The organism is Wolbachia endosymbiont (group B) of Protocalliphora azurea, from assembly GCF_947251865.1.
Classification (GTDB): Bacteria; Pseudomonadota; Alphaproteobacteria; order Rickettsiales; family Anaplasmataceae; genus Wolbachia.
This window is the reverse complement of record NZ_OX366394.1, coordinates 397,217-411,751: the sequence shown is the minus strand read 5'-3', so window position 1 is coordinate 411,751 and position 14,535 is coordinate 397,217. Positions and strand designations below refer to the sequence as shown.

Sequence of the window (14,535 nt, the reverse complement as noted above, 5' to 3'; positions counted from 1 at the left end):
TACTCAAAGTGTAGCAAAAACTATAGTTGAAGCAAAGACCTTTTTATGCTCTTGTTCCTACGCCTATATTTAAAGGTGTAACTTTAGGATCAGTAGTATGCTGTTGTGGTTTTTCTTGAACTAAATCTTCAAAATACATTTTAACAATAGGAAGAACGAGCGGCATAAGTACTAATTTGTAGTCATACCATGCAAATTTTTCTTTATAACTAAATTCCGCATCTTCTTCATATAAACACTGGGTACAGTATTCACCATATAGTTCAAAAGCTTTCACAAAAGTCCTAAGTAAAGCAATAAGTAATAAATCTAATGCTAAATTAGCTATTAGCATCGTTCCATATTGAACAGGCCAGCCATTTTGTGCAACTTCCGACATTAAACTGCATACAGCAAACGCTGCTGATATACATATTACATAATTATCAGCAGCAATAAGTAGATTGTATCTTCTATTTAACCTATCTAGATTTCCTTCTTGTGAGCCTCTTTGTTTACTTGCTGCATAGATAATACTACAAAAGGATATAATAAATAACCATGGCCAAACTCCAATGCTGAATGCATAAAATTTATAAGCAATATTTTGCACTTTGCCACTGTTAGCAAGTTGTGATAAGCAATATTTGACTTGAGGCGACGGACCAAGTACCACATTTGCTAATATAAAAAATAAACATGCTCTATTCACAGCTTTCTCTCTACGCAATAGAATCTCATTGATTCTCCTTTGTTTTTCCTGCACTTCTCGCTGTAATGTTATAGATATGCCAGCTGCTTTTAAGTCGTTAAGATATTTCTCTAGCTTATCTTTATCTGCACTAAGTTTTTTAAACTTTTCTTCAGCTATTTTTTTCTCTTTCTCTCCTACTACTTTATCAGGGTGACATTTTAATGAAGCTCTTCTAAAGCGCCGCTCAACTAACTTAAGTACATCATCAAACTCCTGGCTTATTACTTCTTCCGCTTTTATTCCCAGCCTTGAAAATAAATTCCGTAAATCTTGATTACTGTAATATTGATTTCTGGTTAAACTTGCCACTATAGCCTCATTAAAAAATAGTGACTATACTACAAATTTAATACTCAAGCAAGAATTTAAACTATATCAAAAGCAATTCCGTGTTTACCAATATAAATCCTTAATTTCTTTCCTTTAATTAATCGACGATTCAGTATTTCTTCAGCCAAATGACTTTTTATCTCTTTTTCAATCAGCCTCTCTATTGGGCGTGCTCCCATTTCTTTGCTATAACCTGTTTGCGCAAGATAAGACTTTACTTCTTCTTCCACTGAGCAGCTTATACCCTTTTGCACAAGTTGTTTTTTTAATTCCTGAATAAATTTATCCACAATGTGCAAAATGACATCCGCATCCAAATCAGAAAAGGAAATGACTGCATCAAGACGATTACGAAATTCGGGGCTAAAAACCCGTTCCATTGCTTTTTCGCTGTCACTGATGTTAAAGTTTTTATACCCAAAGCCAATAGAACTTTTGTTACGTTCAAATGCCCCTGCATTGGTTGTCATAATTAAAATCGTATTGGAAAAATTAACCTTACGTCCGTAAGTGTCTGTAACACAACCATAATCCATGATTTGTAGTAATATATTATAAATATCACTATGAGCTTTCTCAATTTCATCAAGAAGTACTACGCTATATTGATTATTAGATACAGATTCTGTAAGCAATCCACCTTGGTCGTAACCCACATATCCAGGAGGGGAACCAATCATTCTAGATATTGTGTGAGGTTCCATATACTCAGACATATCAAACCGAATAAGGTTCATACCCATATTTTGTGCTAGCTGCTTCGCAAGCTCAGTCTTACCTACACCAGTTGGCCCTGCAAAAAGATACTTTGCCAAGGGTTTATTGTAACTTCTCAGACCAGATTTAGCAATTTTAATAGAATTAACGAGAAACTCTATCGCTTGCTCTTGACCAAAAATGGCCCTATTGAGATTTTCTTTCAAAGATTTTACTCTTTGCATATCATCAAACCCGCAAGGTACGTTTGTAATCCTAGCGATAGTACTCTTAATGTCTCTACTGTTTATAATTTTTCGCCTGCTTTTTTGTAACTTACAATATGCCCCTGCTTCATCTATAACATCAACTGCTTTATCAGGTAATATTCGCCCAGTAATATACTTGTGTGAAAGTTCAGCTGCAGATTTAATGGCATGTTTCGTGTAATATACTCCATGATACCTTTCATAGTAATGCTTTATACCATCTAGTATCTTTACTGTATCATTAATAGAAGACTCTTTTACATTAATTTTTTGAAACCTCCTTGCTAATGCTTTATCCTTTTCAAAGCTATTGCTATATTCTCTATATGTAGTTGCACCTATACAACGCAACGCACCTCTTGCAAGTGCAGGTTTGAGCAGATTGCCAGCATCAAGAAAGCTGCCACTTGTTGAACCTGCTCCAATAATAGTGTGTATTTCATCAATGAAAAGAATAGCGCCAGGTTTTGCCTCAATTACTTTTATTATAGATTTTATTCTCTCTTCGAAGTCACCTCTATAGCGTGTTCCTGCAAGAAGTGATCCTAAATCCAAAGCATAAATTATGCTGGATCTCAGTGCACTCGGAACACTACCTTCAATAATTTTCAATACCAAGCCTTCAACTATTGTTGTTTTACCAACACCTGGTTCTCCGACATATAAAGGGTTATTTTTTCTGCGTCTTAGCAAGATTTCTATAGTGCGATTTAATTCATAATCACGACCAATGACATAATCTATTTTTTTGCTTCTTGCATAATCATTTAAATTTCTACAATAATTTTGTAGAACTTCTTCATCTTTTAATAATTCACCTTTATTTGCTACAGTAGAGATATCGTTATTCTTATCAAGTTTTATCTTGCGATTAGTTACATATTCTTCTATATCACCTGAATATTTTATATTGGATATGTTATAAATCAAATTAGAATCCTTTGCATTCTGTTTGCATAATAGCTCTTCAATGTATAAATCTTGCTCAGACAGAATCTCTAATAGAATACTTGCTCCATTTATTTCTTTTCTTCCCAGACGATGAGCTCGTATCATGGCTTTATGTATTATGCGTTGAAATAGCACATCAGGCTCAACTTTATTGACAGTTAATTCGGAGTTGTCTTGTAAAAAACCTTTTGCATTATTACCACGATCATTCCTTAATATAATATTATCTATATTTATGATTTCACCAGCTCTGATGTTACATCTTGATAAAACATAATTTACATCCACATCTTTGGTTAATGCTAGCAACAAATGTTCCACTTTTGCATATTTAAGCTTACAATCAGAAGCAATCTGTAACGCTCTATTTAAACTTGCCTCTAAATTTTTAGAAATCATCTATTCTCTTTAAAAGTGTAAATTTATATATAATTAGTAGCACACAATTATTAAAAAAACTGAAATCTAGCAGCTCGTTGTAGCCAAATTGAATTAAGCTACAGATTATAGTCCACACAGCCTAACATTATACCGTTGTGATAATCTCAAAACGTTATAAGCAGCAGAATTAAGATTATCAAATTGTAGGTAAATCTAATTTGGGCTAGCTATATATTCTTTCTACCATCCTCCAATCACTTCACTTTGCAGCAAGTTTACTGGAGCTTTTAAAGAATAGAAGAATAGTTAAGTACATTAATACGCTTTTTCTAGTACTCTGCTTTTCTTCTTAAATACATTGATCTTTTTTCTACCGTATTTAGCCTTTAACGTACTTGGCCTTTTAAAGATCTTTTTGCTGTTACGTTTTTGAGATTGCATACTACAATCAAAATTTGGCTCTCCTTCTTTATCTGCTAGTGCAGGCAGTCTTCTCTTATCTTGAGGTGTAACAAAAGATAATGCAAATCCTTCAGCTCCCGCACGTGCAGTTCTACCTATACGATGAACATAATCAGCTTGCGATTGTGGTACATCATAATTGATAACATGTTGAATGTGCGGAATATCAAGACCGCGAGAAGCAACATCTGTTGCAACCATGATTTGATTGCGGCCACGACGAAAAGAATCAATGACTCTTTCACGCTTGTGCTGCCTTAAATCACCATGAATTGCCAAAGCGCTATAGTCATCTTTGTGCAATTTGTCAGCTAGCTGATCCGCTCCTCGCTTTGTTTTGACAAAAATAATGATTGATCCTTTGCGCTGACATAATTGTGTAACAAGCTTGCCATATTTTTCTGATTCTGATGCATAAACAACTTCTTGTTTAATTTTTACAGAAGTTGTAGCCTGGCAATCGACAGAAACACGCTCTGGTTGATTAAGATATTTTTCAGTAAGTTTTACTATTTCTCCAGGAAGAGTTGCAGAAAACATAAGAGTTTGCCTTATTTTAGGCAAATGCTTCATAATTTCTTCAATCTGAATTCCAAAGCCCATATCAAACATACGATCCGTCTCATCAAGCACAAGAATACCAACATTCCGAGTAACTAAAGTTTTACGCTCAATATGGTCTATAATACGACCAGGAGTACCTATTATAATTTGTGGTTTTTTCTGAAGCTGATTTAGCTGCCTAAAAATAGGCTCGCCTCCGATCAACAAAGCAACTCTTAGTAAAGAACTTTGAGATAAGAGTTTTCTTATCTCACTTGTTACCTGATGAGCAAGCTCTCTGGTTGGCACGATGACTAAAGCTGAACCAATGCTTGGCTCATTCATCAATTTAGCAACCAGTGGAATAGCAAACGCTAAGGTTTTTCCAGTTCCCGTTTGAGCAGACCCAAGAATATCTTTGCCCTGAAGAGCTAGAGGAATCGCTTGCACCTGAATCGGGGTTGGAACACAAAGATTATTTTTACTTAGAGCTTGCCTAAGCAAAGTTGGAAGCCCCATTTCATGAAAATTACTCACAATACATTACCCTATTAAAAAGCTTCACGATAGACTAATCTTCCAATCTTAAATTTATTGCAGACTTTTTATCTTCTCCGTTCCTACCACGCTCTTCTTTAAGCTCATAACTTACTCTTTCCCCTTTCATTCCTCTCTTTTTATCCTCTCCTCGAAGTTCATCAGGTCTTATTCCTGAACGTTCTAATGTACTAACATGTACAAAAACGTCCTCACCTTTACCTTCTGGCTTGATGAAACCATAGCCTTTTTCAACATTAAACCATTTTATATTACCAAATTCCATATGGATAACTCCTAAACTACTAACTAACATTATTAATGTGATGAAAAACTTTGAAATTACGATTTAGAATGCTTTAAGCTTAGTTACTGCAACTAAACTTCTATACTCCATAGTCTATTCTTAACATTACATAGTAATAGTACACAATTATTGTACTTAATGCAACTAAAATTTTTAATCACTAAGTGAACCTGCTACTGTCATTTCGCTAACTTTAATCGTTGGTGAATTAAACTGCCCACAGAAAGTTAGGTCATTTGCAACAACTAAATTGCTAAACATATTTTTCAAATTGTCGGCAACAGTAATCTCGTGTATTGGATACGTTATTTTACCATTTTCTATAAAAAATCCGCATGCACCTTGACTATAATCGCCATTGATTAAATTAACACCAAAACCAAATAAATCAGTTACATATATTCCTTCTTTTACTTCCTCAATTAATTCCTTAAACGATCTATTACCATTTTTGAAATAGAAATTACTAGCTGAAGGAATAATTGCAGCATTACTTGCACGAGTTGCATTTGCGGTCGTTTCCAAGTTTAATTTCCTAGCCGAATATAGATCTAAAATCCAGTTTTGCAGTACTCCATTTTTTACAAATTCATTTCTTCTACTCATTATTCCTTCCCCGTCAAACGGTCTTGATGTTATACCCCTTGGTAACAATGGGTCATCAATAATGCTAATCTCAGTATTAAAAATTTGATTATTTAAACTATTTCTCAAAAAAGAGCTATTATTTACAATATTGCTACCATTTATGGCAGAAGCAAAGCTCTTTACTAGCTCTTTTGCTGCTCTTTTTTCAAAAACAACCGGAAATTTGCCTGTCCTGATTGTACATGAACCCAATTGATCTATTGCTCTTTTTGCTGCTTCTTTCCCTATTGACTCCGGTGTTTTTAAATCACTGAAGTTGCATGCTACATCGTAATCGTAGCCTATTTTCATTTCATTCTTTTCTCCAGCAACAACAGAAACCTGATTAACAAAAGTTGACTTACTAAATGAACCAACAAAACCAGAAACGGTTGATAATACTGTATTTACTGAAGTATGTGAAGATGAAGCTCCTTCGGAATTAATAATATTTTTATGTGCAAGAGCTGAATTTTCTGTAGCTTCAGTAATTTCTTTTAAGTTATCAATTGTTACAACATTATTATCTGAGATATTTAAATCTGCAGAAGAGATATAATTACTGCCATCTACAGCAAAACTAATACAAGGATCTTCCTGGGCATTCTTTGCCATTTCCACCACTTGGCTCACTGCACTACTAAGATTATTCAAATCGTTTGTGGAAATATACGCAGCTTTGTTCTTACCTGCTATAGCTCTAATTCCGACAGTACAGTTTTTAGATTGTGATATTTGTTCAATTTTTGATAGACGCTGAGAAACCGAGGTCTTATTAGTTTCATATATTGTAACTTCTGCGTCTTGATTCTGCTTTTTTATTAGTTTAGTGATATCTGCTGCAATATTTAATATATTCATTTTTCATTCCTTGAGTTTCTATAAAGATTCTGCACCACCTATAACTTCAATCAAATCAGTTGTAATTGCTGCTTGACGAGAACGATTATAAAGTAATGCTAGTTTATTTAGCATTTCTTTTGTATTTCTGTTTGCTGATTCCATAGCAACCATCCTAGCACTATTTTCACTTGCTGCACTTTCAAGTAAAGCAGAATAAAGAGAAGCTGTAACATAATCTTGAGTCAAAGATTTTAAAATAAACTCAATATTTTGTGGTTCATACTCATAGCTGTAATCTGTTAGAGGACTAACTACAGAATTATCAATTAATAATGAGTCTTTACTCCATGGTTTTATTGTTTCTAATATTGGCTTTTGCATGAAGGTATTATAGAATTTACTGTAAAAAACCTTAACTTTATTGTATTTACTTAGATCTATATCACTAACCAAGGCTTCCACACGCTTTAGTGTGATTCCCTTACTATTTTCAACCTTCAAGATATTTTTAGAATTAAATCTATTTTTGCCTGTCTCAAAAGCTTTCTTACCAAAAAAAACAATGTCTACTTTCTTATCATTTGCAATTAATTTGTTTATATGCTCCTGACTAAATTTAACAACAGAGGAGTTGAAGCTGCCACATAAACCACGATCAGATGCAATAATAAATACTAGGAAAGAATCTTCATTATTGATATTTAGAATTCTTGCTAGTAACTCTTGATCCGCTGATAGCGCTAGTGAAGAAATAATGCTATGCAGCTTAGATATATGCAATTTTGAATTTGATAATTTCTTTTGGCTTTGTAATAATTTTGCTGCAGAAACCATTTGCATTATTTTCGTGATTTTCTGCACAGACTTAATATTTTTAATTCTTAAGGATAATTCCTTTAAGCTCTTCATTTTATATATAATTCTAATTTATTAAAATATATAACTGGTAATGTCTAAAAACAAGTTTTTTTGACATTGGAATCAAACCTAACTAAGAAACTCACAGATTTACTGTTTTGAGATAAAGATTATATTAAAGCAATCTCGATGTAAAAGTATCACACCTTATGGAGTCTTATAATATAAGGTAAATACAATTAAGACTATTGCAACTTGAGCACTTATAATCCCATTGCTTTAGCTCTTTATTACAATCAACACATTTCCAACCTGGATCAGGCACAGCTTCTGAGTTCATCTTATTTAGCCAGTAAATTGCTTGATCATACTCTTGTAGCATAATCTTGAGCTGTACCATAACAAGGTAGATTGATATGTAATTAGCTTTTTTCATAGCAATATCTAAATGCTGACTTGCAAGATCATATTTCCCTAAGCTAATTGAAGACAAAGCAAGCAAGCAATAACTAAAATAATAATCAGGGCGTAAGTTATATAGTCTTTCAGCGCCTTTATTATTTAACTTGATATACATTCTAGCTGATTGAGGAGTAGGATTTACTCTATACTCTTCCTCTAATACTGTGGAAGCTTTTCTGATTTTTTCAAGCTTGATATATAATTCTGCCTTTAAATAATTGATGGGCTGAAAAGTTGCATAATAACTTTGTGCTTTAGCTAAATAATCTATAGCTTTGCAAAAACTTCCTTTACTTTCGTATTGCTTTGCTAAAGCGCAATAAAAAACCGCTAACATCTTTTTACGATCAAAGGGAAGAAAAATATTGAATTTGATAGCTTCCTTTAACTTTGAAATTGCATTTATCCAATCTTCTTGCAATATACAATGCTCTATTTGAAAGGGAATAGACAAAATTTTATCATTAATTGAACTAGAGCAATATTCTATAAATTTTTGAAAGACTAACCTTTCTTGCTTTAGGTGAATAATCAGTTTATTGATCAGAAGTAGAGCTAAGTTGCGATTTTTACTTGCAATACTCGTTAAATTATGGCTGAAAAAGCTGTAATTTCCCGTTTTACCTGAATTAAAGAGCTTTACTAAAGATAATTTATCACTTTCTTCATTTAGATTTTTAATTAGCTTATTGGTGTTCTCTATATTACCTAAATCTAAGCTAAAGAAAGCTTCAAAGAGAAGCAATTCTTCCCTACTTCTTCTTCTATTTTTTATGTTAGCAAATGTTGATGAAATAGAAGAACAAAAACGTGCAACTGCAATCAATAAAAATAATAAGACTACGCAAGCAAGAATAACGAAATATAGATCAATACTTATAGTGTAATTGCCTAATTCCAATTTTATTACTTCACCACTTACCTTGATCCATATGCCAAATAAAAACGAAAAAGCAAAAATTATAAAATAAATCATGAGATGTATTGTAATAAGTGACGATATATTATTGAAGTATTCTTGAAAGCTACAATAAAATCATTCAATTTATTAAGCCATGGTTTGAATTCTGGGTATGTTAAGTCACTTATTGCGGTGGCTATGCTCTGCCAATCATTATCGCTTATTAATTCTTCAATTTCCGCAAGCTTTAACCTGAGTGGATCACTACGATCATCTATCTTGATCCAATTTGAAATGATTTTTTTAAACAAGTTACTTTTATTGTAGTTAATAACAGTCATGTTCTTCTCAAAAGACAATTTCAACCCGCATAAAGTATCTACCTCTTTCAAATTTTCCAATTCATTGACTGCATTTTCTATTTCTGGATCGTCAAGCTCTGATATCAAAGGCTTTATTGAATTTATATGATTATCAAACTTGGCTTCTTGCAATAACGAATTCTTCATCTTAATCACAAGTAGCAGCAACTTTGCGAGGTTCTTATGTCTTGAACTACCGTCACCTTGCTCACATTGAGTGTGCAGATTTCTCTTTAAATCAAATATCTTTTTCTCTACCTTAATTTGATTAACTTCAAGCAACATTTTAAGTTCATCTATCTTTTCCGTTACAATACTTATACTATTTTCACTCTCTTGCTGATTTATTTTAAAAAATATTATGTTATTTATTGTAATATAGCTAACAAACAACAATATAATTAAGAACCAACCTATGCATTTTCTCCAAGTATCATTCATAACGTAATATCTCCACAGGATCTTGAGCAGCTGCTTGTAATGCAGGAGGAATTGTCGCTAAAAATGATAAGAACAATGCAAGTGCAGAAATGTTAATCACATCTTGAGAGACTAATATCACTGGCAAACTTGAAAAAAAGTATATCATAGGATCAAACAGTTTGATGTTGGTAATGTTTTCTAAAAACACTCTAATACTTTCAATATTGAGAGAAAAAACAACCCCTATAATAGAGCCAAGACAAGTTCCTGTAAAACCAATCAGCAATCCACAAGCACAAAATATGCGCATAATGCTTCCGCTTGTTGCACCAAACGTACGCATAATTGCAATTGCAGATTTCTTTTCTTGCACTATCATCATCAAATTTGAAACAATATTAAATGCTGCTACAACTATAATTAAAGTGAGAATTAAAAACATCACATTTCTTTCAGTCTTTAAAGCATTAACATAATGGCTTTGCTGAGACTGCCAACTTTCAGCTCTCATTCCTGTTTCTTTTGCTATAGCGTTTGCTAGCTTATTAGCCATAGCAATATCATCTACAAACACTTCTATATTTCTCACATTATCTTTATAATTAAAAAAAGCTTTAGCTGACTTTATGGGCATATACATTAAGGTATTGTCGTACTCAAACATACCCATATCAAATATTGCTACAACTTTATATTCTTTCATTTTTGGTATTTCACCAGACAGTGCATCAAATCCTTCAGGTGATATAAGCATAATGTTATCACCATAATCAATATTCAAAGCTTCTGCTAATCTTGCCCCTATTATGATACCTTCATCGAATTTTTCCACGTTACCCATAATTACATTATTCTTAACGATAGTATTATTAAGTAAGTCTTTAGTTGACACACCACGGACTACGCTACCCACAATTCCACTATTTGCTGCAACGATCACTTGATCATTGGTCATAGAAGTAGCTTTTAATACACCTGGGATTTTCTCAATAGATTTTAACACTGCGTGGTAATCTGAATTTATGCTTCTATCAAAGTAAACATTAATATGACCATTAATGCCAAGTACAGAGTCGAGCAGCTTTGCTCTGAACCCATTCATTACAGACATTACTACTATTAGCGTTGCAACTCCAAGAGCAATACCAATAATAGAAAACAAGGCCATTATAGAGCAAAATCTAGAATTCTTTGCTCGCAAATAGCGAATAGCCATAGTAAATTCAAAGGCAATAGACATTATACTAAGATTTAAATATCATACTTTTTATGCTTCATATAACTGTAATTTTTCCTTTACCTCAAATGAGGTTGTCTAAATTTAGCAAGCTTATAGAATATATTCAATGTTCTATATTAAGACCTTCCATATATATCGTCCAATCTTACTATATCATTATCAGATAAAAACTTTCCTACCTGAAACTCAACTATCTCAAGAGGAAATCTTGTACTTTTATTCTCAATTTTATGAAACACCTTCCTTGGAATCTCTACTACATGATTTTTTGTTATAGCATATGTTTTGTCATCTAAACTCACGCATCCAACCCCTGATAGTATTATATGGTACTCATCTCTATAGTGGTGAAATTGCTTAGAAGTGCAGCTCAGTGGATTTATAAAAAGGTATTTTATAAGAAAATCCTTGCCCATTAAAACTACACTATAAAATCCCCATGGCTTAACCTCTTTCCTTATTGGCTTTACTTCCTTAACTTTATTAATGAACAACATTAGGCTCTTACTTGGCCGTTTATAAACTCTACCTAGTAAATTTTTTGCATCATTTTCTGTCATCAAAACTGGCTCTCTTCCTTTTGTTACATGCTGAAATGAAACTAAATTCTCACTAAATCTCTTACTCAGTTCTAAAACTGAACTCCAAGTACCAATATCCATCCAATCAAAATTAGCTTCTACCATTGCAATATTTTCTGCTTTTTCTATCACTAGGTGATCAATAGATGTATCACCCATTCCTGCACAATTTTGCTGTTCTAAATACAGAAATCTCTCTCGTGGTACAAAATGCTTCATACTTTCACAACATAAATTATAGAGAGTCGGAGCAATTTTTTTTATCTCATCTATATAGCGTTTTGCTCTAAACACAAATATTCCAGAGTTCCAATAATGATCGTTACTTACCTTACGCTCGGGTTTTTCTGTAAAATCTTTTACTATATGACATTTTTCTTTCTGACCATATACTGCATTTATATAGCCGTATTCCGAATTGAATTCATGAGGCTTTATCCCAAAAGTGACTATAGAGTCAGTTTCAGAGGCTAGCTTAGACGCTTTCTCAATAGAAACATAAAAACTATTCAAATCACCTATAAAATGGTCTGAAGGCAGAACTAAGATTGTCTCGTTCCTATCGCAGAGAAGCACAGCAATTAGTATTGCTGCCGCTGTCCCAATTTTAACTGGTTCAAAAACTACTTTACATTCCTGTAATGCATGTAATTCCTGCATCAATAATGACTCATATTGTATATTTGTGGTAATGATGGGTGGCATATAATCGCCTTTTAGCCTCAACAAAGTGTTGTGAAACATAGTATTCTGACTAAATATTTTCTGAAATTGCTTTGGCTTAGATAGAGGCCAAAGTCTGCTGCCACTACCACCACACAGTATTACAGGGCGCATTTAATTAAGATATTAATTATTTGATTAATATCTTATACTAACGGCAAAATGCATGCAAGTTTTTATTGTGAGATGATTAAAGTAAAAAGTAATTTAAAGTGATGGTTGACTACGAGCGTGATGGAGTCCCTACATTTCGTGATGAGTCTTGTCTTCTTTCTATCTCTCTATCAATATGAGGAGTGTTGCTTTTTTGATTAACGGCTGCAGCTACTTTTTCATCAGTTTTGTTTTGCAACTTTTCCTTTAAGCTTTCTCCAACACCTAGTTCTCTAGATTTATCTATACTTTCACTATTTTTGCTCAACCCCTTCTCTAAGTTTTTTTCAATATCTGATTTTCTAGCGTTAAGCTCTTTCCATGTACCCGCTATGCTAAGTGGCTTATGATCCTTCTGCTTCGGCTTTGGCCTTTCCCCATTTGTAACAACATTAAAGTCGCTTTTTACTTCTTTCCAACATTCTTTCAATTGGTGTTTCCACATAGTAAGATAAGCATCACCATACTTTTTCTCATTTGCTACAAACAATAAAATTGGAGCCTTAAGTATGGTAGCTCCCATATTCACTAAATTTTTTACTGCCATTGCAGGGGTGAACAAAAGATAGCCAAAAGACTTTGCAATTGGGTTTTGTTCGCTTATTAAATACTCCCCTAACTTTATAGGAAGAGAGGTCAACAATTTAGTACAAACTTTAGCCAAGCTTGTAGCAAAAACGATAGAAACAGATATAAGACTTTTATCTAGCTCTAGATTACCATCCTGATCTCTAATTTCTGAAAAATGGGTGCTTAGCTTCTTGTAATCACTAGCGTATAGTAATTTTCCATTTCTTCCTTTTTCATCTCTATCTTTCTCATCAACTTCTCCCGTGTCATCATTGATGAAGCAACCTTTTTTAGCAAGAAAAGAAGAATTAGTTAATCTAAGTAACTTAGTATCAACCTCAAAGACCGGCAAGTGTTTTTCAAGATCTATTTTTGAAAACTTAAATGGCTTATAAAATTTACTATAATCATTAACCTCACGCCTACCTTTACTAACTAAAAAGTCAATAGTAAAGTAAGATTTTTTATCAATTTCCTTAACCAAGGCTAGATCAAATTTGTATTCATTATATATAAGCTGGTACTCTGGATTTCCGTCTTTATCTTTTACAAGCTTGTCATTTTTTTTTACAACTCTTCCAGAATCTACAATCTGATCATAATTTTTTGGATATTGACACTTTCGTCCATCCTCATATATCATTACCTTTCTAAGGTCTTTGACATAAACTTGAGATTCAGATGAACTAAATAGATCCTTCACCTTCAGCGTAAGGTCTATTCCCCACTTTTTCAATGTCTCTAACATATTGCTAAACCAAAATCGCTATAGTTCAATAATAAAACTAGTACACTAATAATATATTAACATAGAACTGGCAACTTTACAAGAAAATATGCCTATAAAAGAAAAAAGTCGTAAAAGCAAGGACTATATAAGTAATGCTTGATAAGTATTTTATGCATGTAATTGTAAAAATCCTTAGAGGTACGCTGTCTATATAATCTTCACACACTACCTGCATTCCAAGAACTGCATGCCAAAAAATGCAAAACACCAGTATAACAAAAAACAAAAGCTCTAGTGGATGATTAATAGCCTGAAATAATTTTTCATTAAAAGATAAAGGGCTATCAACATAAAATGTGCAAGAAAATGAGTAAATAAACCAAGGAAATAAAAATAACAAAATCACCGCAGAAACACGCTGGATCCACCAATGATGTACTGAATTTACAGATTGACTCATATAAATATAAATAAAAAAGCCATAGTAGAAAGAAATAGCATTATTGTTAGTAATATAGCACTTTTTAAAACACTAGCAATTTCTAAATTAAGCCCAGCATCCCACAATAAATGACGAATACCATTGAGAAAATGATACATAAAGCTTACAAAGCATAAGATATAAGCTAATTTAGCAACAGGAGTGAACAATAATGCATTTAAGCACCTTACTATAATTAACTTAGGGGAGTAAACATATAATATAAAATACCAAGAAAGTATGATTAATAAAAGAAACAGCAAGATACCAGTCAATCTATGCATAATAGAAAAAAAACTAGTAACTTGTACTTTATATATTTGTAAATGTGGGGAAAGAGGCCTGTTACTCATAAAATTTCGTTATCGAGAA

General features: G+C 32.8%; 13 protein-coding genes. All 13 read right to left on the bottom strand.

Annotated features, from left to right (window positions below; translation table 11 throughout):
- Positions 1 to 43 precede the first annotated feature (43 nt).
- On the bottom strand, positions 44 to 1,042 hold the full coding sequence (locus tag OPR35_RS01875) for a hypothetical protein (protein WP_007302459.1): 999 nt from the start codon (positions 1,040 to 1,042) through the stop codon (positions 44 to 46).
- Positions 1,043 to 1,098: 56 nt separating this feature from the next.
- Positions 1,099 to 3,378, bottom strand: coding sequence for an AAA family ATPase (locus OPR35_RS01870; RefSeq protein ID WP_007302458.1), 2,280 nt, complete (start codon positions 3,376 to 3,378; stop codon positions 1,099 to 1,101).
- A gap of 297 nt (positions 3,379 to 3,675) precedes the next feature.
- Positions 3,676 to 4,902 (bottom strand): DEAD/DEAH box helicase, encoded by a 1,227-nt coding sequence (locus OPR35_RS01865; protein WP_012481988.1) that lies wholly within the window; start codon positions 4,900 to 4,902, stop codon positions 3,676 to 3,678.
- A 34-nt stretch (positions 4,903 to 4,936) separates the two neighbouring features.
- Positions 4,937 to 5,188: a cold-shock protein gene (locus OPR35_RS01860; protein WP_007302456.1), complete on the bottom strand. Its 252-nt coding sequence runs from the start codon at positions 5,186 to 5,188 to the stop codon at positions 4,937 to 4,939.
- A 174-nt stretch (positions 5,189 to 5,362) separates the two neighbouring features.
- Positions 5,363 to 6,697: a TldD/PmbA family protein gene (locus OPR35_RS01855; RefSeq protein ID WP_265024951.1), complete on the bottom strand. Its 1,335-nt coding sequence runs from the start codon at positions 6,695 to 6,697 to the stop codon at positions 5,363 to 5,365.
- Between the two features lie 18 nt (positions 6,698 to 6,715).
- Positions 6,716 to 7,588, bottom strand: coding sequence for an ATP synthase F1 subunit gamma (atpG, locus tag OPR35_RS01850; protein ID WP_007302454.1), 873 nt, complete (start codon positions 7,586 to 7,588; stop codon positions 6,716 to 6,718).
- Between the two features lie 166 nt (positions 7,589 to 7,754).
- Positions 7,755 to 8,975, bottom strand: a complete 1,221-nt coding sequence (locus OPR35_RS01845) for a tetratricopeptide repeat protein (RefSeq protein WP_019236883.1) — start codon at positions 8,973 to 8,975, stop codon at positions 7,755 to 7,757.
- Complete coding sequence (locus OPR35_RS01840; RefSeq protein ID WP_007302451.1) at positions 8,972 to 9,703, bottom strand: hypothetical protein; 732 nt, start codon at positions 9,701 to 9,703, stop codon at positions 8,972 to 8,974. The genes OPR35_RS01845 and OPR35_RS01840 overlap by 4 nt, the downstream gene beginning before the upstream one ends.
- Positions 9,696 to 10,925 (bottom strand): lipoprotein-releasing ABC transporter permease subunit, encoded by a 1,230-nt coding sequence (locus tag OPR35_RS01835; RefSeq protein ID WP_007302450.1) that lies wholly within the window; start codon positions 10,923 to 10,925, stop codon positions 9,696 to 9,698. Before OPR35_RS01835 ends, OPR35_RS01840 begins: the two co-directional genes overlap by 8 nt.
- A 116-nt stretch (positions 10,926 to 11,041) precedes the next feature.
- Positions 11,042 to 12,343: a sugar phosphate nucleotidyltransferase gene (locus OPR35_RS01830; protein ID WP_265024950.1), complete on the bottom strand. Its 1,302-nt coding sequence runs from the start codon at positions 12,341 to 12,343 to the stop codon at positions 11,042 to 11,044.
- Between the two features lie 109 nt (positions 12,344 to 12,452).
- A complete protein-coding gene (locus OPR35_RS01825) occupies positions 12,453 to 13,700 on the bottom strand; it encodes a hypothetical protein (protein ID WP_139686622.1) in 1,248 nt (415 codons plus the stop codon).
- A 76-nt stretch (positions 13,701 to 13,776) separates the two neighbouring features.
- On the bottom strand, positions 13,777 to 14,142 hold the full coding sequence (sdhD, locus tag OPR35_RS01820; RefSeq protein ID WP_052264670.1) for a succinate dehydrogenase, hydrophobic membrane anchor protein: 366 nt from the start codon (positions 14,140 to 14,142) through the stop codon (positions 13,777 to 13,779).
- Positions 14,139 to 14,516 carry a succinate dehydrogenase, cytochrome b556 subunit gene (gene sdhC, locus OPR35_RS01815; protein ID WP_010407125.1) on the bottom strand — a complete coding sequence of 126 codons (378 nt, stop codon included), beginning with the start codon at positions 14,514 to 14,516 and terminating at the stop codon, positions 14,139 to 14,141. The genes sdhD and sdhC overlap by 4 nt, the downstream gene beginning before the upstream one ends.
- Between the last annotated feature and the right edge of the window lie 19 nt (positions 14,517 to 14,535).

Coding starts and splice junctions, on each gene's coding strand:
- OPR35_RS01840 (WP_007302451.1), bottom strand. CDS start 9,703: ATGAATGATACTTGGAGAAAATGCATAGGTTGGTTCTTAATTATATTG.
- OPR35_RS01830 (WP_265024950.1), bottom strand. CDS start 12,343: ATGCGCCCTGTAATACTGTGTGGTGGTAGTGGCAGCAGACTTTGGCCT.
- sdhD (WP_052264670.1), bottom strand. CDS start 14,142: ATGAGTCAATCTGTAAATTCAGTACATCATTGGTGGATCCAGCGTGTT.
- OPR35_RS01855 (WP_265024951.1), bottom strand. CDS start 6,697: ATGAATATATTAAATATTGCAGCAGATATCACTAAACTAATAAAAAAG.
- atpG (WP_007302454.1), bottom strand. CDS start 7,588: ATGAAGAGCTTAAAGGAATTATCCTTAAGAATTAAAAATATTAAGTCT.
- OPR35_RS01845 (WP_019236883.1), bottom strand. CDS start 8,975: ATGATTTATTTTATAATTTTTGCTTTTTCGTTTTTATTTGGCATATGG.
- OPR35_RS01835 (WP_007302450.1), bottom strand. CDS start 10,925: ATGTCTATTGCCTTTGAATTTACTATGGCTATTCGCTATTTGCGAGCA.
- OPR35_RS01825 (WP_139686622.1), bottom strand. CDS start 13,700: ATGTTAGAGACATTGAAAAAGTGGGGAATAGACCTTACGCTGAAGGTG.
- sdhC (WP_010407125.1), bottom strand. CDS start 14,516: ATGAGTAACAGGCCTCTTTCCCCACATTTACAAATATATAAAGTACAA.
- OPR35_RS01860 (WP_007302456.1), bottom strand. CDS start 5,188: ATGGAATTTGGTAATATAAAATGGTTTAATGTTGAAAAAGGCTATGGT.
- OPR35_RS01870 (WP_007302458.1), bottom strand. CDS start 3,378: ATGATTTCTAAAAATTTAGAGGCAAGTTTAAATAGAGCGTTACAGATT.